The sequence below is a fragment of the Natrialba asiatica DSM 12278 genome (genome assembly GCF_000337555.1).
Classification (GTDB): domain Archaea; phylum Halobacteriota; class Halobacteria; order Halobacteriales; family Natrialbaceae; genus Natrialba; species Natrialba asiatica.
This window is the reverse complement of record NZ_AOIO01000021.1, coordinates 226,610-248,463: the sequence shown is the minus strand read 5'-3', so window position 1 is coordinate 248,463 and position 21,854 is coordinate 226,610. Positions and strand designations below refer to the sequence as shown.

At 64.4% G+C, this 21,854-nt stretch carries 26 protein-coding genes; 17 read left to right on the top strand and 9 right to left on the bottom strand.

The window, feature by feature from the left end:
• Positions 1–42 precede the first annotated feature (42 nt).
• From C481_RS07735 to C481_RS07720, 4 genes are all read right to left on the bottom strand, one after another.
• Positions 43–693 carry a class I SAM-dependent methyltransferase gene (locus tag C481_RS07735; protein WP_006108608.1) on the bottom strand — a complete coding sequence of 217 codons (651 nt, stop codon included), beginning with the start codon at positions 691–693 and terminating at the stop codon, positions 43–45.
• A complete protein-coding gene (locus tag C481_RS07730) occupies positions 693–1,004 on the bottom strand; it encodes a nucleoside triphosphate pyrophosphohydrolase (protein ID WP_006108607.1) in 312 nt (103 codons plus the stop codon). Before C481_RS07730 ends, C481_RS07735 begins: the two co-directional genes overlap by 1 nt.
• A gap of 72 nt (positions 1,005–1,076) precedes the next feature.
• On the bottom strand, positions 1,077–2,429 hold the full coding sequence (locus tag C481_RS07725; protein ID WP_006108606.1) for an Nramp family divalent metal transporter: 1,353 nt from the start codon (positions 2,427–2,429) through the stop codon (positions 1,077–1,079).
• A gap of 165 nt (positions 2,430–2,594) precedes the next feature.
• Positions 2,595–3,299 carry an MBL fold metallo-hydrolase gene (locus tag C481_RS07720; protein WP_006108605.1) on the bottom strand — a complete coding sequence of 235 codons (705 nt, stop codon included), beginning with the start codon at positions 3,297–3,299 and terminating at the stop codon, positions 2,595–2,597.
• A 315-nt stretch (positions 3,300–3,614) separates the two neighbouring features.
• On the opposite strand from C481_RS07720, the gene C481_RS07715 reads away from it, so the two are divergent.
• The 3 genes from C481_RS07715 to C481_RS07705 all read left to right on the top strand — a co-directional run bounded on the left by C481_RS07715 (position 3,615) and on the right by C481_RS07705 (position 5,376).
• Positions 3,615–4,604 (top strand): transcription initiation factor IIB, encoded by a 990-nt coding sequence (locus C481_RS07715; RefSeq protein WP_006108604.1) that lies wholly within the window; start codon positions 3,615–3,617, stop codon positions 4,602–4,604.
• Between the two features lie 120 nt (positions 4,605–4,724).
• Positions 4,725–4,904, top strand: coding sequence for a DUF7836 family putative zinc-binding protein (locus C481_RS07710; protein WP_006108603.1), 180 nt, complete (start codon positions 4,725–4,727; stop codon positions 4,902–4,904).
• Between the two features lie 235 nt (positions 4,905–5,139).
• Positions 5,140–5,376: a UPF0058 family protein gene (locus tag C481_RS07705; protein WP_006108602.1), complete on the top strand. Its 237-nt coding sequence runs from the start codon at positions 5,140–5,142 to the stop codon at positions 5,374–5,376.
• A gap of 206 nt (positions 5,377–5,582) precedes the next feature.
• Here the strand turns inward: C481_RS07705 and C481_RS07700 are convergent, their stop codons facing one another.
• The gene (locus C481_RS07700) at positions 5,583–6,077 is read right to left on the bottom strand and encodes a DUF555 domain-containing protein (RefSeq protein WP_006108601.1); all 495 of its coding nucleotides are present in this window, start codon (positions 6,075–6,077) and stop codon (positions 5,583–5,585) included.
• Between the two features lie 131 nt (positions 6,078–6,208).
• On the opposite strand from C481_RS07700, the gene C481_RS07695 reads away from it, so the two are divergent.
• The 4 genes from C481_RS07695 (at position 6,209) to C481_RS07680 (ending at position 8,339) form a co-directional block, all read left to right on the top strand.
• Positions 6,209–7,090 (top strand): DNA-3-methyladenine glycosylase family protein, encoded by an 882-nt coding sequence (locus C481_RS07695; RefSeq protein WP_006108600.1) that lies wholly within the window; start codon positions 6,209–6,211, stop codon positions 7,088–7,090.
• A gap of 65 nt (positions 7,091–7,155) precedes the next feature.
• Positions 7,156–7,524 (top strand): hypothetical protein, encoded by a 369-nt coding sequence (locus C481_RS07690; RefSeq protein WP_006108599.1) that lies wholly within the window; start codon positions 7,156–7,158, stop codon positions 7,522–7,524.
• Positions 7,525–7,665: 141 nt separating this feature from the next.
• On the top strand, positions 7,666–7,998 hold the full coding sequence (locus C481_RS07685; RefSeq protein ID WP_049904504.1) for a DUF3784 domain-containing protein: 333 nt from the start codon (positions 7,666–7,668) through the stop codon (positions 7,996–7,998).
• 56 nt (positions 7,999–8,054) lie between these two features.
• On the top strand, positions 8,055–8,339 hold the full coding sequence (locus tag C481_RS07680; protein WP_006108597.1) for an acylphosphatase: 285 nt from the start codon (positions 8,055–8,057) through the stop codon (positions 8,337–8,339).
• Positions 8,340–8,355: 16 nt separating this feature from the next.
• Here the strand turns inward: C481_RS07680 and C481_RS07675 are convergent, their stop codons facing one another.
• Positions 8,356–8,853, bottom strand: a complete 498-nt coding sequence (locus C481_RS07675) for a hypothetical protein (RefSeq protein WP_006108596.1) — start codon at positions 8,851–8,853, stop codon at positions 8,356–8,358.
• A gap of 75 nt (positions 8,854–8,928) precedes the next feature.
• On the opposite strand from C481_RS07675, the gene C481_RS07670 reads away from it, so the two are divergent.
• Genes C481_RS07670 through C481_RS07660 form a run of 3 tightly spaced genes read left to right on the top strand, consistent with a single transcriptional unit; the run spans position 8,929 to position 12,009 of the window.
• The gene (locus C481_RS07670; protein WP_006108595.1) at positions 8,929–10,398 is read left to right on the top strand and encodes a bifunctional ADP-dependent NAD(P)H-hydrate dehydratase/NAD(P)H-hydrate epimerase; all 1,470 of its coding nucleotides are present in this window, start codon (positions 8,929–8,931) and stop codon (positions 10,396–10,398) included.
• A complete protein-coding gene (gene moaC, locus C481_RS07665; RefSeq protein ID WP_006108594.1) occupies positions 10,391–10,906 on the top strand; it encodes a cyclic pyranopterin monophosphate synthase MoaC in 516 nt (171 codons plus the stop codon). Before C481_RS07670 ends, moaC begins: the two co-directional genes overlap by 8 nt.
• A gap of 41 nt (positions 10,907–10,947) precedes the next feature.
• Entirely contained in the window at positions 10,948–12,009 is a 1,062-nt protein-coding gene (locus tag C481_RS07660) for a DUF7351 domain-containing protein (RefSeq protein WP_006108593.1), read from the top strand.
• Positions 12,010–12,014: 5 nt separating this feature from the next.
• Here the strand turns inward: C481_RS07660 and C481_RS07655 are convergent, their stop codons facing one another.
• Entirely contained in the window at positions 12,015–12,866 is an 852-nt protein-coding gene (locus C481_RS07655; RefSeq protein ID WP_006108592.1) for an archaeal proteasome endopeptidase complex subunit alpha, read from the bottom strand.
• A complete protein-coding gene (locus C481_RS07650) occupies positions 12,863–13,528 on the bottom strand; it encodes an Ntn hydrolase family protein (protein WP_006108591.1) in 666 nt (221 codons plus the stop codon). The genes C481_RS07655 and C481_RS07650 overlap by 4 nt, the downstream gene beginning before the upstream one ends.
• 176 nt (positions 13,529–13,704) lie before the next feature.
• Here C481_RS07650 and C481_RS07645 point away from each other — a divergent pair, with 176 nt between their 5' ends.
• The 7 genes from C481_RS07645 to cdd all read left to right on the top strand — a co-directional run bounded on the left by C481_RS07645 (position 13,705) and on the right by cdd (position 21,383).
• Positions 13,705–14,094, top strand: coding sequence for a hypothetical protein (locus C481_RS07645; protein WP_006108590.1), 390 nt, complete (start codon positions 13,705–13,707; stop codon positions 14,092–14,094).
• A gap of 72 nt (positions 14,095–14,166) precedes the next feature.
• Positions 14,167–15,537, top strand: coding sequence for a phosphohexomutase domain-containing protein (locus tag C481_RS07640; protein WP_006108589.1), 1,371 nt, complete (start codon positions 14,167–14,169; stop codon positions 15,535–15,537).
• 165 nt (positions 15,538–15,702) lie between these two features.
• The gene (locus C481_RS07635) at positions 15,703–16,755 is read left to right on the top strand and encodes a BMP family lipoprotein (protein ID WP_049904502.1); all 1,053 of its coding nucleotides are present in this window, start codon (positions 15,703–15,705) and stop codon (positions 16,753–16,755) included.
• 4 nt (positions 16,756–16,759) lie between these two features.
• Entirely contained in the window at positions 16,760–18,478 is a 1,719-nt protein-coding gene (locus tag C481_RS07630; protein WP_006108587.1) for an ABC transporter ATP-binding protein, read from the top strand.
• A complete protein-coding gene (locus tag C481_RS07625; RefSeq protein WP_006108586.1) occupies positions 18,475–19,755 on the top strand; it encodes an ABC transporter permease in 1,281 nt (426 codons plus the stop codon). The genes C481_RS07630 and C481_RS07625 overlap by 4 nt, the downstream gene beginning before the upstream one ends.
• On the top strand, positions 19,748–20,794 hold the full coding sequence (locus C481_RS07620) for an ABC transporter permease (RefSeq protein ID WP_006108585.1): 1,047 nt from the start codon (positions 19,748–19,750) through the stop codon (positions 20,792–20,794). Before C481_RS07625 ends, C481_RS07620 begins: the two co-directional genes overlap by 8 nt.
• A 115-nt stretch (positions 20,795–20,909) precedes the next feature.
• Positions 20,910–21,383 carry a cytidine deaminase gene (gene cdd, locus C481_RS07615; protein ID WP_006108584.1) on the top strand — a complete coding sequence of 158 codons (474 nt, stop codon included), beginning with the start codon at positions 20,910–20,912 and terminating at the stop codon, positions 21,381–21,383.
• A gap of 25 nt (positions 21,384–21,408) precedes the next feature.
• Here the strand turns inward: cdd and C481_RS07610 are convergent, their stop codons facing one another.
• The gene (locus C481_RS07610; protein WP_006108583.1) at positions 21,409–21,834 is read right to left on the bottom strand and encodes a DUF488 family protein, N3 subclade; all 426 of its coding nucleotides are present in this window, start codon (positions 21,832–21,834) and stop codon (positions 21,409–21,411) included.
• Positions 21,835–21,854 lie beyond the last annotated feature (20 nt).

Genomic DNA, 21,854 nt, shown 5'->3' with positions numbered 1-21,854 from the left:
CGGTCCGGGAGATGATGACGGAGCGTCTCGGTAAAATGGGCGTCAGGCGCGAACGAGCAGTTCGTTCCACTCGTCCGTCGACTCAAGCCGCTCGACGGCGAACCCGGTCGCCGTCGCGAGTGCTCGCAACTGATCTGGCAGGTACCGGACGAATCGGCGCGTATCGTCCGCGCCGAACGTCTCGCCGGTCTCTCGCGCCGTTCCCTTCTTGCAGGTGATGAGGGCGACGCCGGCAGGACGGAGCACGCGGTCGAATTCCGCGAACACGGTCCGGATATCGGCTCGCGGAACGTGGTGCACCGCGGCGCACGACCAGATGCCGTCGAAGGAGTTCGCCGCGAAGCCGAGGGATCGCATGTCCATTCGGGCGAACGACGCGGCGGGGGCTCGGGCGCTCGCCATCGACAGGAATTCGGACGAGAGATCGATTCCGACGACGTCCAGTCCGTCGTCACGAAAGGCTGCCGATTCCCAGCCGGGGCCGCAGCCGACGTCCAGAACCGCGGTGCCGTCGAGCGCGTCGAGGGAGTCGCGGAACAGGTCTCGTTGCGCGCCGATCACGCTTCTGTCGGCGTGGTTCGCTTCGTACGCCGACGCGAATCGATCGTACACCGCCGTCGTTTCGTTCTCGTTCTCGTCTTCGTTCCCGCCTTCGCTCGAGGTCGGATCGTTCACGTGCGACGGGTCGGTCATCAGTTGACGTCCGTAAGCACGATGCCGTCGTCGAACCGGCCCCGCGAATCGGCTTTTCGTTCCCTGCGCTCGGCGAGTTCATCTCGGGAGACGCCCTCGACGTGCCCGAGCGCGTGAACGACCTCCAAGATGTCCGCCAACTCGTCCGCGTCTCGGTCGGCGAGATACTCGTCGACTTCCTCCCGCAGTTTGTCGCGCAGATACGATTCGTACTCGTCTCCGGAGACCGTCCGGGTGACCGGCACGTCCCCGTTATCTTCGATAATCTCCGGGATATTATCGCGAACGAGTTTATCGTACTCCCGTTCCATGGCCGATTGCTCTCGTCCACCCGAGATAAAGGTGGATGAGACGGGCCCAAGAGAGTGAATCGGGGCCCGAGTTCAAACGTAGCCGAACTCGGATGCCGCGCCCATGATGCCGAACGCGAGAACGACGACGAGACTGACGGCGTAGTAGGCGACCCACGCGCGGGAAGGCTGGAACTGTTCGGGGAGGTTTTCTCTGACGACGTACCAGTTTGCGGGATAGAAGAGGATCTCCGTGACCGCGAGGATCGCCGAGATCCAGATAAGGAAGGTGACCGGGACGGTACCGAGCGTAACGACGACGCCGCAGCTGACGGCGACGATGCCGACGACGACGAGTTTGCGGATCCGCTCGCTATCGAGTTCGGGTTGGTCGAGCGCCATCGGAAGGACATCGCCGGTGGCTCGAGCGGCTCCATCGAGCAGCGTGATGACGGTCGAGTAGAGGGCTGCGAACGCGCCGAGGACCATCGCGTAGTAAGACCATTCGCCGAAGGAGTCGCTCAGGATGGACCCGATGGTGACGGCGAGATTGGCGTCTTCGGGCGGGGTGGGATAGAGGACGTTCGAGGCGAGGATCACCATCGCGACGATCAGCGTGAAGCTGAAGGCGTAGCCGATGTTGAAGTCGCGGCGACCGGTTCGGATCCAGGCGCGGATGTAGTCGTGATACTGGTCGTCGTTCGGATCGAGGTTGTGGGCCCGGAGTTCGCTCGCACCCTCGCCTTTGGCGGTGCTCCAGCTACCGATGAGGACGCTGGTACTGAATCCGGTCGGCGCGAACCCGGCGGCCGCGGCGAACAGGCCGATGAACAGCGGCCCGGTGAGATCCGGCGCGGTGAAGGTCGTGGCTGTGACGACCTCGCCCGATGGAGGACCGACGAGCACGCCGAGGACGATGAGAACGCCCAACGCGACCGTAAAACCGATCAGGATTTTCTCGAGGAGGCTGTAGCGGGTGATCAGGACGAGGACGCCCGCCAGGCCGACGAAGACGACGAACGCCTGTTGGAACGACAGCGGGGTCAACGCTTCGACGAACGCGGCCGTGCTCATCCCGACTGCGGCGGTGATTCCCGTGTAGATGATCGTGAAGACGCCGACGGTGAACCACTGCATCCAGTTTTTCGGGCCGGGGAGCTGATCGTAGGCTTCGACGGGGTTGCCGCCGGCGCCGTAGTTGTATCGGATGCCGAGTTCCCAGCCGCCGTATTTTGCGAGGTAGATGAGAGCGAACATCCAGATGGCAAAGAGCCCGAACGTCCCCCCGAGTGTCGGCGCGAGGACGATGTGGCTGCCGCCGATACTGATCAGCGCCCAGAGCATCGACGGGCCGAAGTGATTCGTGAAAAATCCTCGCCAACTGCTGGCCGGGTAGGAGAGATCCGCCGCTTCGATGTCGGTTTCGGAACCAGTGTTAGTTCCCACGCGGCTCACCTCTCGAGTCGTCCCCTGCTTGCAACCCGGACCCGGATGTCACCGTCATCCAGTAGAGAAGTGTGTGTTTGTCAATATCCATCACAGATTCACGTGCGAGGATTAGCGAGTCGTGACTTATAGGTACGGATCTATCGCCGTGTGTACAGACGAACGCTACCGGTCCAAGACCACCGGAATGCCGCGGATAGCGACGTCAACGACGAACGCCTCGTCCTCAGCCGTGCGAGCGTCGGTCGTCTCGTACCGGACTGGCAGCACGAGGTCCGGGTCGAGTCGCGTCGCCAGGGCGGCGGCCTCGTGTCGATCCATCGTGGGGCCACCGCCGATCGGGGCCAAGAAGAGATCCACGGCGAGTTCATCGTGGGCCGGGAGCGGGTCGGTGTTTCCGGGCCAGAACGCCGTGATGCCATCGATAGTGACGAGAAAACCGCAGCCCTCGCCGGACGGGTGATCAGGGCGGCCTCGTCCATCGGCGCGGGAGCCGTCCGGTTCGGTATCGGCCGGCGTCGTCGAGAGATCGAGCGGTCCGAGGATAAACGACTCGTTTTCCTGGACACGAGCGACTTCAAAGGGGAGAGCGTCGGGTTGCTCGGCAGCCCAGTCGATCGTCTCGGCGTCGATCGATTCGTGGACGACAACGATCGAGTTCTCGTGGGCGAGGCGGTGGATCGAGTCGGGATCGTAGTGAGCGCCGTGTGTGACGAGAATCAGGTCGCCATCGCGGGGGTCTTGACCGTCGACTATGCCATCCGTCTCGGGGCCGGGATCGGCGTAGATGACGGTGCCCGTCTCCCCTTCGAGCCGGACGGTTGCCCGGCCGAGCCAGTCGACAGTAATCGCGCCGAATCGAACGGTCATAGGAACTCGTTACCGGCAGAGTTCGAAAAAGATTCGACCCGTAGTGCGTGATTAGCGTGGGTCGACCCGTACGGTCCGATAGCGAGCGCCGCTTCGAGTGTGATTTATTGTTCGATTATCACCGCCGATCCGAGCCGAGGTGTGGGACACGATTAATAAGCATATATCCGAAACACATATACCAGAAAACGCGTTTCTTTATAACAAAGGCGAAAACTTTATATGGCTTACGGCCTAACTCTATGTTAGCTGAAGGCGACCGGGTTTCTTCTGGTTACCCCACCCGGGAGCCCCGAGTAACCAACCCGATACACCATGACAGATACGAACATCCGAACCTACTCGAACGAACGAACCGAGGAGCAGACTGAGACCGAAACGGAGGAGACGACGCGCTCCGAGGAGCGAGAGCGCTGTCCGGAGTGTGGTGGTCGGCTTATCACGGACGACGAACACGCCGAGACCGTCTGTGAAGACTGTGGACTCGTCGTCGAGGAAGACGAGATCGACCGCGGCCCCGAGTGGCGCGCCTTCGACGCCGCAGAGAAGGACGAGAAGTCCCGCGTCGGTGCCCCGACGACGAACATGATGCACGACCAAGGGCTCTCGACCAACATCGGCTGGCAGAACAAAGACGCCTACGGGAAGTCCCTCTCGAGCCGCCAGCGCCAGAAGATGCAGCGCCTGCGCACCTGGAACGAGCGGTTCCGCACCCGCGACTCGAAAGAGCGCAACCTCAAGCAGGCGCTCGGCGAGATCGATCGCATGGCAAGCGCGCTCGGCCTTCCCGAGAACGTCCGCGAGACCGCAAGCGTGATCTACCGACGTGCGCTCGAGGAGGACCTGCTCCCCGGTCGCTCGATCGAGGGTGTCGCCACGTCCTCGCTGTACGCCGCCGCCCGCCAGGCCGGCACGCCGCGCAGCCTCGACGAGATTTCGGCCGTCAGCCGCGTCGACAAGATGGAGCTCACTCGGACCTACCGCTACATCATTCGTGAACTCGGTCTCGAGGTCAAGCCCGCCGATCCGGAACACTACGTCCCGCGATTCGTCAGCGACCTCGACCTCTCGGACGAAACCGAGCGGATGGCCCGCGAACTGCTCGAGTCGGCCCGCCAGGAGGGCGTCCACAGCGGCAAGTCGCCGGTCGGCCTCGCGGCTGCCGGCGTCTACGCTGCGGCGCTCCTGACTAACGAGAAGGTGACCCAGAACGAGGTCAGCGAAGTTGCAAGCATCTCCGAGGTCACCATCCGAAACCGCTACAAGGAACTGCTCGAAGCCTCGGACACGGCAGCACCGGCGTAACGAGTTCAGCGCCGTTTCGAATCCGGACTGAATAATCCGCCGCTGCCGATCTCCGTTCGCTTCGGTATACACGACTGTGCTGAGACAAGGTTTTTCACCCGTGGTGTGTAATAGCCTGACATGGTCGAGACGACCGTTCAACTCTTGTGTCCGGAGTGTACGAAGGATTGGCAAACCGAACCGGGCGAGTTACCGACATCAACCGAAATGTTTCATTGCCCGAACTGTCATGCCTCTCGGCGGACCGCCGAGTTCATGCGGACCGATCGCGACCTCCAGACGCTGAAGCAACTCGGATAGGCGAGGCCGTTTCAAGCAGAATTGCTAGCCTGAATGCGGGGCACTATGAACGATATCACTCGGATTTATGGGAGGTCTATGACTGAACTAACAGTAGCTTGGAGACTGTTTCACGCAACTAGACCCCCTCTTCGAACGGTTGTTTTTCCTGACTATCTCTCATACTGATACAGGTTGCATGGTAACGCGACTCAAGATAATAATATAACCCTGCAGTGGATAGCATTGCATGGTTATGAAGAAGCAGGAGCTCATTCACCTTCACGGCCTTCTCGCGGAAGTATCGAACCAGTGTGCGGAGTGGGACAACTGCCAGATCGACCTGGAGGAGTACGATTCTCTCGGTATTCGACCGACATCGATCCACAAATCCAAGACCGATCATAAAGCCGCTGTGTTTGCACTCGCGGGCGGAATCACGATGAACATGCGCGAGGACGAACAGGAAGCAGTCGCCGCCACCGCAGACTGAAGCACTCGGAGCATCCTTCAGGTACTATTGTCTCCTACTGGGAAGACTCGTCTCCGCACGAGGTTCGAACGCCGTGCTCCTGCCGTCGTCCACATTCGACTCGATTTTGCGATATTCGAGACTGTCCCCGAAGTGACTCCGTTTTCCATCCGATAAAAGCGCAGTAATTCGATTGAACGGTCCGCAATTGAGCCGGTAAGTAGCGCTTACTCGACTAAATCCTCGAACTCGGGCAGAATTTCGTCGTCCTCGTCGTCGGATTGTGCGTCCTCGTCTTGGTCGTCTGTCACAGCGGCGTCGGCTGACTCGTCAGCAACCGTCTCGTCTTCATCCGTCTCGTCGTCTTCGTCGGTCCCATCGTCGTCTTCTTCGATGACCTCGACTTGTTCGACCTCGAGCGGGATATTCTCGAGTCGCTGCCCGATCTCCTTGCGGGCGATCCGCGAGGCGTGTTCCTCTCGCTCGACGTTGAACACGGTCATCTCGAGTTCGAGTGCGACGAGCGCCTCGTCGGCGGCGATAAACGCAGGTGGGAGCTCCTCTCCCGAGGGAGTGGTTCGCTCGCTCATGTTGATTTCGACGTAATTTAAATCAGGGTTCAGCATCTCGCCCGTCTTCGAGATGGCGATCCGAATCGCCTCATCTGCTGTTTCGACGTCGAATACCGGCACCGCGGCCTCGACGACAACCCTGCAGTTCATACAGGGCCATTGTATCGCCTGCAGTATGAAGGTTCGCCTCAGCGACACGCAGCGCGAGTTCACGGTCGCCTCCCGCGGGCGAAGCAGCCGGTTCGAAAGGCCCAAGCCGACGCCACCGTAGGGATGAACGAATGGAAACGGGGACGATCCGCCGCGATGAACTCGCGGGCGGACTCGATCTGTATCGGACGCTCGAGAGCGGCCAGACCTACCTCTGGCGGCGCGGCGACGGCGACATGTACGGCGGGACGCCCGCGCCCGGCGAGTGGTACGTCACCGTCGTCGACGGCGAGGTGATCCGGGTGCGGACGACCGACGCCGCGCTCGAATGGGAGTCGACGACGGACGCCGAACCGACCGTGCGTCGCCTCCTCCGCCTGGACGACGACCTCGAAGCGATCGTCGCCGCTGCACCCGACGATCCGCTGTTAGACGAGGCCTACGAAGCCCACCGAGGCATGCGCCTCGTCACGGACCCGCCCTTTGGAACCCTGATCTCGTTCATCTGTTCCGCGCAGATGCGCGTCAGCCGCATCCACTCGATGGTCTCGACGCTCGCCCGAGAGTACGGCGACGCGGTCTCCTTCGACGGCGAGACGTACCACGCGTTCCCGACGCCGGCACAACTCGCGACCGCCACCGAAAGCGAGCTTCGGGACCTCGGCCTCGGCTACCGCGCCCCCTACGTCGTCCGCACCGCGGAGATGGTCGCCGACGGCGAAGCTCACCCGGCCGACGCGCGTGAACTCGAGTACGAGGCGGCCCGCGAGTTCCTCTGTCAGTTCGTCGGCGTCGGCGACAAGGTGGCCGATTGCGTGCTCCTGTTCGCCCTCGAGTTCGACGAGTCGGTGCCGCTCGACACCTGGCTCAGGTCGGCGATCGAGGAGTATTATCCCGACTGCGATCGCGGCTCGTACGCCGAGACCTCGCGAGCGCTTCGTGAGCAGTTCGGCGGCGAGTACGCGGGATACGCTCAGACGTACGTGTTTCATCATCTGCGGACCGGCGACTGATCGCAGTGGGGTATCGTCGAGTGTCATTCCAAAACAGTATACGCACTAGTCACGATGCGACGCTCGTGGCTGGTGGTCGTTCGTCGGAGACTGGTGCGTTCGTGCTCGGCGGTGGCGCAGGCGCGGTGCTTCTCTCGTGGTACGCCGCTCGGCTGGACTATCCGCTGTTCGCGCTCGAACATCCGGTTCAGATGCTGCCGGTGGCGGTGTTTTTCGTTCTCGGCGGGCTGCCGGCGTTCCTCTTCGTCCGGAAACGAGCGCTTACGCCACCGCTCATTGCTGTGTTGATCGTCGCCCTCTGGGTCCGCGCGGAGACCGAGCGGGGCCCGGGCGATCCGCTCGTCGGGCTCGTTTTCGTGACCGCACCGATCGGAATCGCGCTGATGCTGGTGAGTTCCCAGATCGAACGCCATCTCTCCCGTCGGCTCACCTGATTCGGGTATTCGAGTTCGGCGCGGCCGGTCTCGCTCTCGACGACTGACCGAGTGGGAAACAGGGTGACCGGTCGGCAAATTCACCCGGCGATTCGACGGCGGGTAGCAGCTCTTTTGTTGGATCGCGATCGGGTACTCTGTATGAGTATCGGCTCCGTCGTTCTCCTCGCGTGTGGCGCGTTCGTCGGCGCACTCGGGATTCTGATCACGTACTTCGGGCGGGTCGAACTGATCGCGGGCTACGACCCGGACCGCGTCACCGACGAGGAGGGGCTGGCTTCGTTCATCGGGACGAACGCGCTCGCCGTCGCCGGGCTCCTCGTCGTCCTCGCACTCGTCGAGTTCACCGAGCCGGCCGACGGCACCGGAACCGATGTCGCCTGGATCGCGTTTGGTGTCGCCGTGATCGCACTGGCAGGCTGGATGATCGTCGGGTCGCAACGCTACGAACGAGAACCCGAACGCGAACGGTAGGACGCGAGGAATCGCAGACGACGGGATTTTTGCCGCTCGCAGTCGAGCCCCCGCACATGGCAGACACAACGCGAACGCGAGCCCGCGTCTTCGTGTCGGGAACGGTCCAGGGCGTCTACTACCGGGCGAACACGCGCGATACGGCTCGAGAGAGGGGAATCGACGGCTGGGTGAAGAACCTCGACGACGGCCGCGTCGAAGCGGTCTTCGAGGGTCCCGAAGACGCCGTCGAGTCGATGGTCGAGTGGTGTCACACGGGCAGTCCGGCCGCCGACGTCGAGGCTGTCGACGCCGAGTTCGACGACCCGGAGGGCGAGGACGGATTCGAGATTCGGTACTGACGGAGTTCGGGGTATGTCAGGCCGTTTCGGCGAGAGACGCCGCGAGCCACGGCGGTTCGTCCGTATACTGCCACTCCGCCCACTCGGCCTTCTCGCCGGCGTAGTAGGCGCGGTAGGCGGCGACCGGGTCGCCGGGACGCTTGTACTCGTCGGGCATCGCCTGCGGCCGCGGCGTCGGTTCCGCGGACGGGAATTCGATTCGATCCGGGTCGATCCGCTCGATGACCTGCCAACTCGCGTGGTCCTCGTCCTTCTCGTAGCGCTCGGTGAACTCGGCGTTGAGCGCCGCGGCGTGCTCGCGCAGGCGCAGCCAGTTCGCCCGCGATTCCGTCGCCCACTTCGTGACCGGGTGGTTGACGTGGGTCGACCGATAGCAGAACTCGGCGTCGTACCCGTTCTCGCGGGCCGCCGTACAGAGGACTTGCGCGGCCTCGAGTAGCAACTTGTTGACGTGCTGATCGCAATGATAGCGCGCCGCGAGTCGCGAGTCCTCGTCGAGCCAGAAGACGTTCACGTCTACGAGAGGTGATCGAGGATATTGAGGGTGTCGTCCGCAATCTTCAACGGTCGGCCCGTCGAACGCTCGCCCATGATTACAGGCGAACGAATGGCCGCCGTCGACGCGAACGCCGCGGCGCTCGGCGTTCCGCGAAAGCAGTTGATGGAGTCGAGCGGGAACGCCGTCGCCCGCGTCGTTCGGGAGGTCGCAGAGCCGGACGCAAGCGTTGTGATCGTCGCCGGCCGCGGCAACAACGGCGGGGACGCGTTCGTCGCCGCCCGATTCCTGGACGAGTTCAGCGTGACGACGCTCCTGCTCGGCCGCGCCGAGACGATCGGGACCGAGATCGCCCGGCAAAACTGGGCGGCGCTTCAGCGGGCGGGGTACGACGCCCGCGAGGTGACCGACTCCGGAGCGTTCGAGGTGCCGGAGTGCGACGTGATCGTCGACGCGATGCTCGGGACGGGGATCAGCGGCGACCTCCGGGAGCCCGAGACGACGGCGGCGCGAGCGATCAACGAGGCCGACGCGACCGTCGTGTCGGTCGACGTCCCGTCCGGATTCGACGCGAACGCCGCTGCCGGCGCGGACGACGGCGACCGCGGCTCGGAGAAGCCGCTCGCAGCAAACGCCGTCGAGGGCGACCGCGTCGTCACCTTCCACGATACCAAACCCGGCCTCTCGGCGCTCGACGCGGACGTGACCGTCGTCGACATCGGCATCCCCGCGGCGGCGGAGCGATTCACCGGTCCCGGCGACGTGCGCCTTGCCCGGCCCGACGACCGGGGCGGCCGGGCCTTCGTCGTCGGCGGCGGTCCCTACACCGGCGCGCCGGCGCTGGCCGCCCAGTCCGCGCTCCGGGCCGGGATGGTCCTCTCCTTCGTCGCCGCGCCCGAGTCCGTCGCCGGCGAGATCCAGGGTTACGCCGAGGACCTGATCGTCCAGTCCTACGAGAGCGACCGCCTAACGCCCGACCAGGTCGACGACCTCGTCGACACCGCCGAACGCTACGACGACGTGGTGATCCTCGGCCCGGGACTCGGCACCGCCGACGAGACGCTCGCGGCTACCCGCCAGTTCCTCGACTCCTACACCGGCCCCGCAGTCGTCGACGCCGACGCGCTCTCGGTCGTCCCGGATCTCGAGACCGAGGCGACGCTGATCTGTACGCCCAACCGCGGTGAACTCGCCGGGATGGGCGGCCCCGACGTTGACGACCTGCAGGACGCCGCGGACGAGATCGAGGCCTTTGCAGCCGACCTGGGACACGTCGTCCTCGCGAAGGGAGCGACGGACGTGGCGACGGACGGCGAGCGCACGCGACTCAGCCGCTCGGGAACGGCGGGGATGAAAGTCGGCGGGACGGGCGACGTGCTCACCGGCATCGTCGCCGCGCTCGTGGAACACGCCGATCCGCTCGACGCGGCCGCCGCCGGTGCGCAAGTCAACGGCGTCGCCGGCGAACGCCTGGCGGCGTCACGCGAGTTCGGCTTCCTCGCCTCGGAGGTTCTCGAGGAAATTCCCAAGGCACTCTGGAACGAGGGTGGAACCGATGACTGACGATTCACCGCCTGCGGACGGCGAGGACGCCGGTGCCGGCGATCTCACGCACACCACCGACGACGGCGACGTGCAGATGGTCGATGTCGGCGACAAACCGGACAGCGAGCGCCGGGCCGTCGCGGCGGGCGAAATCCGGCTGCGAGAGTCGACTGTCGAGGCCATCCGCGAAGACGAAATCGGCAAGGGCGACGTGCTTGCGACCGCCCGTATCGGCGCGATCCAGGCCGTCAAACACACCTGGGAGGCGATCCCGATGTGCCACCAGATCCCGATCACGAACGTCGACACCGAGTTCTCGATCGCCGAGGATCGCATCGAACTCGCGGTGTCGGTCGAGACGACGGGCAAGACCGGCTGCGAGATGGAGGCGCTCGAGGGCGTCACGACCGGCCTCAACGTCGTCTGGGATATGGTCAAGGCCGTCGAGAAAGATGAGAGCGGCCAGTATCCGGAGACCGGAATCGAACGCGTGCGGGTACTCGAGAAGGAAAAACACCGGGGATAAACGAAGCTACTTCTCCACGCAGCCCAAGTGTACGGTATCCTATGTCCGCAGAGGACGGAGAGGAATTACCGACCGCTTCTCCCGAGCCCAGCGACCGCGTCTCAGACCCGAGCGACGCCTTCCAGGCGCTCGGCAACGAGATCCGGATGGGGATTCTCGAGACGATGCTCGAGTTCGGCGATGGGAACGATACTGACTCCACTGAAGCCACGCCTTCGACGCCCACCTTCTCGGCACTCTTCGACGCCTCCGAGGTCGACACCACCGCCGGGTTCGCCTATCACTTGGACGAACTCGTCGGGCCGTACCTCCGAAAGGTGGAGGCCGGAGACGAGGCGTGGAACGGCGAAACGGAGTCCGAGGGCTACGAACTCACCTACGCCGGCGAGCGGATCGCGCGAGCGATCGCCACCGGAACGTACACCCAACGGGTCGATCATCCGCCGACCGAACTCGACGACGACTGTCCGTTCTGTGGCCGGGCGGCGCTGACGGCGCAGGCGACCGATAACAGAGTAACGGTGAGCTGCGGGCACTGCGACCGACGGCTCCTTCGGCTCGGCTTTCCGCCCGCCGGGCTCGACTCCCACGGCGCGGCGTTTCCGGCCGCCTTCGACCGCCACCACAGACACCGGCTCTCGCTCATGCGCGACGGCGTCTGTCCCGACTGCAGCGGCGCGGTCGATGCTCGGCTCGCGACGCTCTCGTCGTCGACCGAAGACTTGCTTCCAGCCGAGCACACCGACCACGTCCAGGCCGAGTTCAGCTGTTCGCGCTGCGGGATGACGCTGCGTGCGCCCGTCGCACTCTCGTTGCTCTCGCACCCGGCCGTCGTCTCGTTCTACGACGATCACGACCGGGACGTGCGCGACCGCCCGATCTGGAACGTCGGCCACGAGTGGGCCGAGGCGGTGCTCTCCGAGGACCCGCTCGCCGTCCGCGTCGTGGTTGAACTCGACGACTCGGTGCTCGCGTTGTACGTCGACGAACAGGTCGCGGTGGTCGATACGCAGCGGGCGTCGTCGGAGACGGCACCATCGTCGGACGGGACGGAAACGGCAGAGACGGCAGAATCGGCGAAAGAGGCGGAGACCGCGAAGTGACCCGCTCAGTCCGATTCGAGCGCGGCGAGTACCCGTTCGAGTTCGTCGTCGCCGACTGGGGTCGACTGTCCCGAATCCGATTCCGGTCCGAGAACGCGGGCCGTGACTGTCGACGCTGAGATCGGGCGGTCGTCCGCGGCTGTGGTTGCGAGCGCGTCGAGAGCAATCGAGAGCCCGCGATCCCGGGTCAGATCGGGAGTTGCGGCGGTACTGTCGCCGCCGTCGAGTTCGGTCTCGAGGAACGACCGGATCTCGGCGGTGCCGTCGCCGATGGCGGTTCCGCGCCAGCCGTAGAACGTGCCGCCCGGATCGACCTCGTAGAGTGCTGGCTGGACGGTCCGTTCGGTGGCTGACTCGCGCTCGCGCTCGGTTTCGTCGGCGGATCGGTCGTCGGGTGTGGGGGAGGAATTCGGGCCTGGACCCGGATCGACACCCCCGACGAGCACCGCAGCCCCGTAGGGTCGCGTCCCGCCGGACTGGGTCTGCTCCTGGATGTGATCCGCGAGGTCGCTCGCGAGGACCGAGACGCCGATCGGTTCGCCGTACTGCAGCCGGTGCTGCTGGCAGCGCTTGCGGGCCGCCTCGACGAGTTGCCGCGCGTCGGCGGCGTGGCCGGCGGTCGCGACGGCGAGGTGGTCGTCGACGCGGTGGATCTTCTCGACCGAATCCGGTTCGAGCAGCGGCGACCGGACGCGCTTGCGCGCCGCGAGGACGACGCCCTCGCTCGTCACGACGCCGACGCTCGGGGAGCCGCGTTCGACCGCCTCGCGGGCGTACTCGACCTGGTAGAGCCGGCCGTCAGGAGAGAAGATCGTGTGCCCGCGATCGTAGGCCCGCTGACGTGAACTCGTGTTCATCGCACCACCTCCGAGTCTGTGGTCCGGCTGGTAGCGGCGGAAACGGCGCGTTCGATGCCGTCGTACTGCTCGCGTTCGAGTTCGTCTGCGGTAATCGTCGCGATGGTCATGCCGTCGCCGCTCGCGGTGTCGCGCTCGGTTGCGTTTCGAACGGCCATCGCGGCGACGGCTCGGAGTTCCGCAACCGACCGTTCGGGGTCGTGTGCGTCCTCCAGGTAGCCGTAGGCGAGTTGCATTCCGCTCCCGCTGGCGGCGATAGGAGCGTCCATGACACCGCCAGCGGGGTCGATCTGGTAGACCGTCGGATCGGGAACGACGCCGCCCAGAACGAGTTCGAGTTGGGGAGTTTCCTCGCGGCGGATGAGATCGGCGGCGACCGTCGCCGCGGTGTCGACCGACGCGCCGGGTTCGTGATCCATGTCGTACAGCGCGAGTTCGGCGCGGAGGCGGCGGACGAACGACTGGGCGTCGCCGACGCTGCCGGCGAAGGTGAGCGCTGTTCGGTCGTCGACGGGGACGACCTTTCGGGCCGTGCGGTTCGTGACGAATCGGCCGCCGAGACTCGCTCGGCTGTCGGCTGCGAGGACGACGCCGTCCGCGCCGACGAGGCCGACCGTCGTCGTGCCTGTCGTAACGATTCCGTTGGAGTCTGTCCCGTGCATTATCCTCGTGAGAATCGAGGGTCCCCGTCGGAATAGGTGTTAGCTAAAATATATTTTAGCGCAGCGGGCGTACGAACTCGGCTCGCGGTTCGCCGCAAGTTGGAACGGACGACCGCGTCTGCGCACTCCGTGACCGAAACAGTATTATTCGATTAACGCCGTGTCTGTTACAAACTATGGGCCTCGTTCTGGTTGGGTTCGTATTCCTCCTCGCGCTCCCGCTGGCTGGACTCTGTCTCAGCTACGCCGTCAGCGCCGATGCTGCCGCTCGCGGAGCGGACGGAGGTGCCTGGGGATTGGCCACCTTCTTTACCCTGTCTATCGCCGCCCTTGCGTACCTCATCTACAGGAGGCGGCTTCCCGACCGGAGCGACCCGGCCACGCGACGCGAACGGTTGATCGGCACGGCCGGTATCGGTATCGGTACCGCGTACACCGTCGGGTCGATCATCGCGCCGCCGGATCCGTTCAGCATGCTCCTGTTCGTCCCGCCGCTGTTGGTCGTTACGCTCCCCGCGGCGTACGGTCTCTGTTACGAACCGGGCTGGCGTGCCATCGTCTCCTGACTGCTCCGGTGCGACCCAGCGCGTAGCGCTCGTGTCACGTCATATAAGTAGTTGCTCGCGGAACGGGCCAGTATGACACTATTCGGGACCGCGGGCATCCGCGGACCAGTCGAGCAGATCACGCCGTCGCTCGCCCTCTCGGTCGGGCAAGCCGTCGGCGAACCCGGCGAGACGGTCGTCGTCGGCCGTGACGGACGCGAAACGGGACCGGCACTGGCAGCGGCGATGGAAGCCGGTCTGGAGAGTGCCGGCGCGGACGTGTGCCGTCTCGGCCAGGTGCCGACGCCGACGCTCGCCTTTGCCTCGCGAGGACGAACGGGCGTCATGCTCACCGCGAGTCACAACCCGCCGACCGATAACGGCATCAAACTCTTCGCCGACGGGGTCGAGTTCGACCGCGCCGCCGAACAGCGCATCGAGGGTGCCATCGACGCTGACTCGTCGCAATCCGCGTGGGACCAGTGGGGTCGATCGAACGACCTCGAAATACTCGAATCGTACCGAACCGCGGTCGCTGCGTACGTTCGCGACCAGTTCGACGAGTTTGGAGAGTCGCCCCTCACCGGCCTTTCGATCGCCGTCGACTGCGGAAACGGCGTCGGCGCGCTCGCGACGCCGCAGGTCCTCGACGACCTCGGCGCGACCGTCGTCGGCGTAAACGCGACCGTCGACGGCCACTTCCCGGCTCGAGAGAGCAAACCGACGCCGGAAACGCTCTCGTCGTTCTCGGGGTTCCTCGCGGACGGCTCGTTCGACCTCGGGTTGGCACACGACGGCGACGCGGACCGGCTGGTCGTCCTCGGTCCCGACGGCAACGTGATCCACGAAGACACCATTCTCGCCGTCGTCGCAGCGCACTATACAGCCACGAGCGACGCCGACGATCCGGTCGTCGTCACGACGCCGAACGCTTCGGCACGAATCGACGAGCGCGTTCGGGGGGCCGGCGGGCGCGTCGAACGCGTTCGACTGGGAGCGCTTCACGAGGGCATCGCCCGGGAACGCGCCGCCGGAGACGAGTTCACCGAGGTCGTCTTCGCGGCCGAGCCTTGGAAGCACATTCACACGGCCTTCGGCGGGTGGATCGACGGCGTCACGAGCGCGGCCGTCGTCGCCGCGCTGGTCGCCGCCGCGGGCGACACCGACGCTCTCCGCGACCCCGTTACCGAACGACCCTATCGGAAGGTCAGCGTCGAGTGTCCGGACCAGCGCAAATCCGACGTGATGGCGGCGCTCGAGAGCGAACTGCCCGCAGCGTTCTCCGAGGCGACCGTCGACACCGACTACGGCATCCGCCTCGAGTTCGACGACGCGTCGTGGCTCCTCGTTCGACCGAGCGGCACCGAACCGTACGTCCGTCTCTACGCCGAAAGCGAGGCCGTCGATGAACTCGTCGCCGAGGCCCAAGCGATCATCGAGACGGCAATCGCGGACGCCGCCTAGGGGACGTCGGTCCCAGAGCTGAACTCGCCGTTGATTTGGTGATTGTTTCGGAGTCCGTCCATTCCTCGGATAACTCGTGACTGGTAGCTGAACTGTATCTCGAGTCGTGAGGTCTGAACGGGAATTTCGACGGGTATAAACCAATTGTGTGCAATAGCCGGTCATATGTCACGAGATCGACGGCGGTTTCTTACGGGAGCGGGTGCTGTTGGGTTAGCAGGCCTCGCCGGCTGCGTCGGGGGGTTCGGTAACGAGGGTGGGGCAGAGTATCAGATCGGGACAGTATATGCAACCGGTGGCCTCGGCGACGACTCCTTCAACGACATGGCAAAACAGGGGCTCGACGAGGCGGAGGGGGAGTTCGATATCGGGCTCGACAAGCGAGAACCGGAGACGGAGGGGGAGTTCGGCAGCGCACAGAGCCAATTTGCGGAATCCGGCGAGTATGAGCTGGTCAACTGTATCGGCTACGCGCAGGCCGAGGCGCTCTCGGAGAATGCGCCGGCATACCCTGACCAGGACTTCATTCTCGTTGACGAAGTCGTCGAGGAGGATAACGTTCGAAGCTACGTGTTCGACGAACCCGCCGGTTCGTTTCAGGTCGGTCACCTGGCCGGACTGTTGACCGACCGCGAGTTCGCGGCTGGCGACGGCGAGACGAATCCGGATGCGAACGTGGTCGGCTTTGTTGGAGCGACCCAAACGCCGCTGATCGAGTCGTTCGAGGCCGGATTCCGCGCCGGCGTTGAGCACGCAAACGAGGACGCGAGAGTCGTCTCGTCGTACACGGGCGTCTTTACCGATACTTCGGCCGGTCAGCAGGCCGCTCGGTCGATGTACCAAAACGAGGACGCCGACATCGTCTTCCACGCGGCCGGTCGAACCGGTATCGGCGTCTTCCAGGCGGCAAAGGACGAGGGGCGATTCGCGATTGGTGTCGATGACGACCAGTCGATCTCGAACGACGACTTTGCCGACGTCATCCTCGCAAGTATGGTCAAACGCGTCGACAGCGCGGTGTACTCGGCCATCGAGTCGGTCGTCAACGACGAGTTCACCGGCGGCGAAGCGGAACAGCTCGGGCTCGAAGAAGACGGTGTCATCGCGAAGTACGGCGACACGCTCGGCGACGAGATTCCCGACGACATCAAGACGCAACTCGAGGAGTCCAGGCAGGCTATCATCGACGGCGAAATCGACGTTCCAACAGAACTGTAACCGCATGACCGAGTCGGGACCGGGAACGACGGACGGAGCAGAACTGGCCACCGGATCGGAAGGGGATACCGCCGATCACGGAACGGATATGGGACAGACGGGGACGAAAACAGGAACGGGAACGGGAGCGGAAACGGGAGCGGGAACGGACCTCGCCGTCCACCTCGATGGAATCACCAAGCGATTCCCCGGCGTCACCGCAAACGACGACGTTGACTTGCGCGTCGAACGGGGGAGCGTTCACGCTTTGCTCGGCGAGAACGGCGCCGGAAAGACGACGCTGATGAACGTCCTCTATGGACTGTACCATCCCGAGGAAGGGCGTGTCGTCGTGGACGGACGCGAACGCGCGTTCGACTCGCCGCAGGACGCTATCGACGCCGGTATCGGGATGATCCACCAGCACTTCATGCTGGTCGACTCCATGACGGTCGCCGAGAACATCGCTCTGGGAAACGAGCCGACCAAGTGGTTCGGACTGGCGGTCGACCGCGAGCAGATCATTGCTGAGATCACTGAACTCTGTGATCGATACGGATTTGATGTCGATCCGGAGGCGACCGTCGAGGATCTAAGCGTCGGTGTCCAGCAGCGTGTCGAAATCCTCAAGGCGCTATTTCGCGGCGCGGATGTGCTGATCCTTGATGAGCCGACAGCTGTACTCACGCCCCAGGAAGTCGAGGGGCTCTACGACGTGCTCGAAGAACTCACTGCACAGGGAAAGACGATCATTTTCATCACGCACAAACTCGAGGAGGCGACCCACGCAGCCGACGCGATCACCATTCTCCGGGACGGCGAATCTGTCGGAACGGTTGCGCCCGAACGCACGGACCGCGAAGATCTGGCCGAGCGCATGGTCGGCCGCGAGGTGCTGCTTGAAGCCGATTCGGACCCCGTCGCCACGGGCGATGTCGTCCTCTCGACGCAGAACGTCGCCGTCGAGGACGAATGGGGTGTCGACGTCGTCTCCGGCATCGATCTCGACGTTCGGGCCGGCGAAATCGTCGGCATCGCGGGCGTCGACGGGAACGGCCAGGCCGAACTGATCGAGGCGATCACCGGTCTTCGAACGCCCGACGAGGGAACGGTCACGTACGAGGGCACGGACATCACCGACTGGTCTCGCCGCAAGCGAATCGACGCCGGGATGTCCTACATTCCGGAAGACCGTCACAAGCGCGGGCTAGTCATGCCGTTCGATCTCGTCGAAAACAGCATTCTGGGGAGTCAGCGCGACCCCGAATTCGCACCCGACGGTCGCATCGACTGGACCAGCGTTCGTGACCACACGGACGACCTCATCGACACCTACGATGTCCGACCGCCGGACGCCAATGCCGATGCCAGTTCTTTCTCCGGCGGGAACCAGCAGAAGTTCATCGTCGGCCGCGAGTTCGAGCGCGATCCCTCGCTGGTTATCGCAACGCATCCAACCCGCGGGGTCGATATCGGATCGACCGAGTTCATCCACGACCGCCTGCTCGAACTCCGACAGGAGGGGGTCGCGATCGTGCTCGTCTCCTCGAAACTCGACGAGGTGCGAGCGCTGTCCGATCGGCTCGCTGTGATGTACGAAGGCGAATTCATCGATATGAACGATCCGGACGCAATCACCGAGGAAGAACTCGGGTTGCTCATGGCGGGTGAGCAACTGGACGAGGGAGCGAATAGTGCCAGTAGTGCTAGCCCTGCCGACATACAGGGAGGTGAATCACGATGAGTTCGGACTCGGATGGGCAGGGCCAAGTGCGGCGACTCCTCGAACGGCTCGTCCAAGCATCGGCGATGGAACGGATCGTTATCAGTATCGCAGCGTTGTTCGCTGCAGTACTCGTCGGTGGCGCGTTCGTCTTCGTCTCGGGCGGGGTCGCCTCGTGCCGGTCCGGACTCGACGTAGCCGGGATAACGTTCTGTTACAATCCGATGCAGGTTTTCTACGAATTGTTCCTCGGGGCACTGGGTAACCCGTTGCAAGCCGGCTGGTCGCCGACGAACTTGAGCCTCGCGACGACGCTCCAGCAGATGACGTTGCTGCTCTTTGCAGGCCTCTCCGTCGCGGTGGCGTTTCGCGCCGGCCTCCTCAACATCGGGACACAGGGCCAGCTCGTCATCGGCGGGTTCGTAACGGCTATCACGGTTGTCTTTGCGGCACCGATCGTCCCCGACGGATTTGTCGGGGCGGTCGTCCTCATCCCCCTCGGCGTCCTTGTAGGCGCTATTGGCGGGGGGCTTTACGGCGCGATTCCGGGCGTCCTAAAGGCGTACGCCGACGCGAACGAGGTGATTACGACGATCATGCTCAATTTCGTCGCAGCCGGCATCACGTCGACGCTGCTGTCCTGGAGGTTCGAAGCCGATAGCCCCAATCCGCGGACGGAACGGGTTCCCGAATACGCCGAAATCCCGACCGTTCCGGGTATCGGGTTTAGCGGACGGATGGATTTCTCGCTACTCGCACTCGGATTCGCCATCGTCCTCATGGTCGGGATCGCCTGGCTGTTCGCCCGCACTTCGTTCGGATACGAACTCCGAACGAGCGGCATTCAGCCGGCCGCAGCCGCCTACGGCGGTGTCAACGAGAAGCGCATGACAGTTGCGAGTATGACCCTCTCGGGCGCACTCGGTGGTATCGCCGGCGCGTTCTGGGTTCTGATGGTCCACGGATACTGGCTCGAGAACGTCCCGTCGATCGGATTCGACGGAATCGCCGTGTCGGTACTGGCCGGCAGTAACCCGCTGGGCGTCGGCGCAGCAGCGTTCCTCTTTGGCCTCCTCAAGAGCGGTTCGGAGTCGATCGGAACTGCGACGAGCGTGCCACCCGACCTGGTCGGAATCCTCACGGGATTGATCATCCTCTTCGTGGCCATGCCCGAGTTCTTCCGGATGATCGGGAGACAGTACGTCGACGTCGGTTCACCGGAGCCCGCCAGAGCCGACGGGGGAAGCGTTCCCGCTGACGAGGCGGCCGACGGATCCGGAGGTGAGGACGATGCGTAAGCGATTCCGCCGCACGCGCGAGTTCATCGATCGACACCCGCGGGCGGCGAGTCTGAGCGTCGGCGTCATCGTTCTGGCGTTCCTCTGGGCGACTCCCGCGAGCTGGCAGACCTCGACGCTTCGGCTCGCCGTTCCGATCGCGCTCGCGGCGATCGGGGGGATCTTCGCCGAGAAGAGCGGCGTCATCAACATCGGTATCGAGGGGCTGCTCATCGTCTCGGCGTTTAGCTCGATCATCGCGGTCTACTGGCTGGGCGACGGCGGCGCGACGATGGGCGTGTCGAACCTGTGGTGGGGGCTGCTGGTCGGCATCCTGGTTAGCGTCCTGTTCGCGCTGATCTTTGCGATCGTCTGTATCGAGTTCAAAGCCGACCAGATCATCGCCGGCCTCGCGATCTGGCTGATCTCGCTCGGACTTGCGCCGTTCGCGTCGCGGATCGTCTTCGGCAATCCGAATACGGCGAACATTACGCGCTTCGGAAACGTAACGGTGCCCGGCCTGTCGGAGATTCCGATCGTCGGCTATCTGCTGTTCGATACGGAACCGCAGGTCTATCTCATGCTGGCCGGCACGCTCGCCGGCTGGTATCTGCTCTCCCGGACGTCTTTCGGCCGCTGGATCGTCGCCAGCGGCGAGAATCCGAAGGCGCTCGATACGGCCGGCGTCGACGTTCGAAAGGTCCGATACGCCGCGGTGTTGCTCTCGGGCGTCTTCGCCGGCCTCGGCGGTGCCGGCTTCGCACTCGGCACCCTCGGGACGTTCGCCGGCGGCGGCGACACGGCGATCAACGGTCGCGGGTTCATCGCAATCGCCACGTACCTCCTCGCGAACTACCACCCCGTCGGTGCCGTCCTCGGTTCGTTCCTCTTCGCGGGGCTGAACTCCCTGCAGACCGCACTGCAGTCGGCTGGCTACGCGATCCCGCACGAACTCGTCCGCACGATCCCGCACATGTCGGTCATCGTCGTCCTCGTGCTCGTCGGCCGAACGCGACTGCCGGACGCCGCCGGCGACCACTACGAGTCCGGCGAGGACTGAGCCGGCAGTACGGGGGACCTCTTCCCGGGTTCGGACCCGGGCTCGGACCCGGACCTGAAACTGGACCTATAGAGCGGTCGATGCCTTCTTGCGCTCACTCGCGATACTATCCGGTGTGACTCCGCACGACGACAGCAATGGCGCCACCACCGATCACCGTACCGCCCTCGTCGCGGCCGCCCGCGACGCTCAGTCAGCCGCCCACGTTCCATACTCCGAGTACCGCGTCGGTGCCGCACTCGAAACCGCAGCCGGCGAGGTCTTCGTCGGCTGCAATCTCGAAAACGCCAATTTCAGCAACAGCCTCCACGCCGAGGAGGTCGCCATCGCCGAAGCGGTCAAGAACGGCCACCGCGAGTTCAGTCACCTCGCCGTGAGTTCCGACCGGCAAGACGGCGTCACGCCCTGCGGGATGTGCCGGCAGACGCTGGCCGAATTCTGTGACGACGAACTCGTGGTGTGGTGCGACGAAGGTGACGGGAGCGACGAGGATACCGGCGACGAAGCGGCTACAACTGAGATTCAGGTAACCGAGTACACGCTCGGTGAACTCTTGCCGAATACGATCACCGAGGAGACCCTGGAGTAGCCGGCTTTTAGCACGAGCGCCGACGCTACCGCTCGAGTTCAGTTCGAAGGATCGTTCGATGGCAGCGTTTCTTCTCGGTATTCTCGTAGCAGACGAGCGCCAGGTCCTCGCCGCCGTCGAGCCGCGTCGAGAGGTCCGCGATCGCCGCCCGTGCTTCGTCGGCTGTCGCGAGGTGCTCGCGGTAGGCGTCTCCGAACGCGACCCGGTTCCACGCGGCGTTGTGGGCTTCCTCGTCGCAGATCCCGCGCATCTTGAGGTCCTCCTCGGCGGTGCGGAGCGCGTCGAGCAGGTCGGCCGGCGGGCCGAGTTCGGGAACGGTCTCGTCGACGGCGGCGTGAAACCACGAGGTCGGATTGCGGACGACGCCGACCCGCGTCGCGTCTGCAGGGACGTCGGCGAACTCGTGCTGCAGCGCGGCGACATACGTGTCTGTGAGGGTTCCCCGTGCCATACCCGCTGGTACGGCTGCCC

Coding starts and splice junctions, on each gene's coding strand:
- C481_RS07735 (WP_006108608.1), bottom strand. CDS start 693: ATGACCGACCCGTCGCACGTGAACGATCCGACCTCGAGCGAAGGCGGG.
- C481_RS07710 (WP_006108603.1), top strand. CDS start 4,725: ATGGTCGAGACGACCGTTCAACTCTTGTGTCCGGAGTGTACGAAGGAT.
- C481_RS07660 (WP_006108593.1), top strand. CDS start 10,948: ATGTCCGCAGAGGACGGAGAGGAATTACCGACCGCTTCTCCCGAGCCC.
- C481_RS07620 (WP_006108585.1), top strand. CDS start 19,748: ATGCGTAAGCGATTCCGCCGCACGCGCGAGTTCATCGATCGACACCCG.
- C481_RS07730 (WP_006108607.1), bottom strand. CDS start 1,004: ATGGAACGGGAGTACGATAAACTCGTTCGCGATAATATCCCGGAGATT.
- C481_RS07695 (WP_006108600.1), top strand. CDS start 6,209: ATGGAAACGGGGACGATCCGCCGCGATGAACTCGCGGGCGGACTCGAT.
- C481_RS07720 (WP_006108605.1), bottom strand. CDS start 3,299: ATGACCGTTCGATTCGGCGCGATTACTGTCGACTGGCTCGGCCGGGCA.
- C481_RS07685 (WP_049904504.1), top strand. CDS start 7,666: ATGAGTATCGGCTCCGTCGTTCTCCTCGCGTGTGGCGCGTTCGTCGGC.
- C481_RS07680 (WP_006108597.1), top strand. CDS start 8,055: ATGGCAGACACAACGCGAACGCGAGCCCGCGTCTTCGTGTCGGGAACG.
- C481_RS07670 (WP_006108595.1), top strand. CDS start 8,929: ATGATTACAGGCGAACGAATGGCCGCCGTCGACGCGAACGCCGCGGCG.
- C481_RS07625 (WP_006108586.1), top strand. CDS start 18,475: ATGAGTTCGGACTCGGATGGGCAGGGCCAAGTGCGGCGACTCCTCGAA.
- C481_RS07645 (WP_006108590.1), top strand. CDS start 13,705: ATGGGCCTCGTTCTGGTTGGGTTCGTATTCCTCCTCGCGCTCCCGCTG.
- C481_RS07610 (WP_006108583.1), bottom strand. CDS start 21,834: ATGGCACGGGGAACCCTCACAGACACGTATGTCGCCGCGCTGCAGCAC.
- C481_RS07630 (WP_006108587.1), top strand. CDS start 16,760: ATGACCGAGTCGGGACCGGGAACGACGGACGGAGCAGAACTGGCCACC.
- moaC (WP_006108594.1), top strand. CDS start 10,391: ATGACTGACGATTCACCGCCTGCGGACGGCGAGGACGCCGGTGCCGGC.
- C481_RS07655 (WP_006108592.1), bottom strand. CDS start 12,866: ATGAACACGAGTTCACGTCAGCGGGCCTACGATCGCGGGCACACGATC.
- C481_RS07640 (WP_006108589.1), top strand. CDS start 14,167: ATGACACTATTCGGGACCGCGGGCATCCGCGGACCAGTCGAGCAGATC.
- C481_RS07635 (WP_049904502.1), top strand. CDS start 15,703: ATGTCACGAGATCGACGGCGGTTTCTTACGGGAGCGGGTGCTGTTGGG.
- C481_RS07715 (WP_006108604.1), top strand. CDS start 3,615: ATGACAGATACGAACATCCGAACCTACTCGAACGAACGAACCGAGGAG.
- C481_RS07700 (WP_006108601.1), bottom strand. CDS start 6,077: ATGAACTGCAGGGTTGTCGTCGAGGCCGCGGTGCCGGTATTCGACGTC.
- C481_RS07650 (WP_006108591.1), bottom strand. CDS start 13,528: ATGCACGGGACAGACTCCAACGGAATCGTTACGACAGGCACGACGACG.
- C481_RS07705 (WP_006108602.1), top strand. CDS start 5,140: ATGAAGAAGCAGGAGCTCATTCACCTTCACGGCCTTCTCGCGGAAGTA.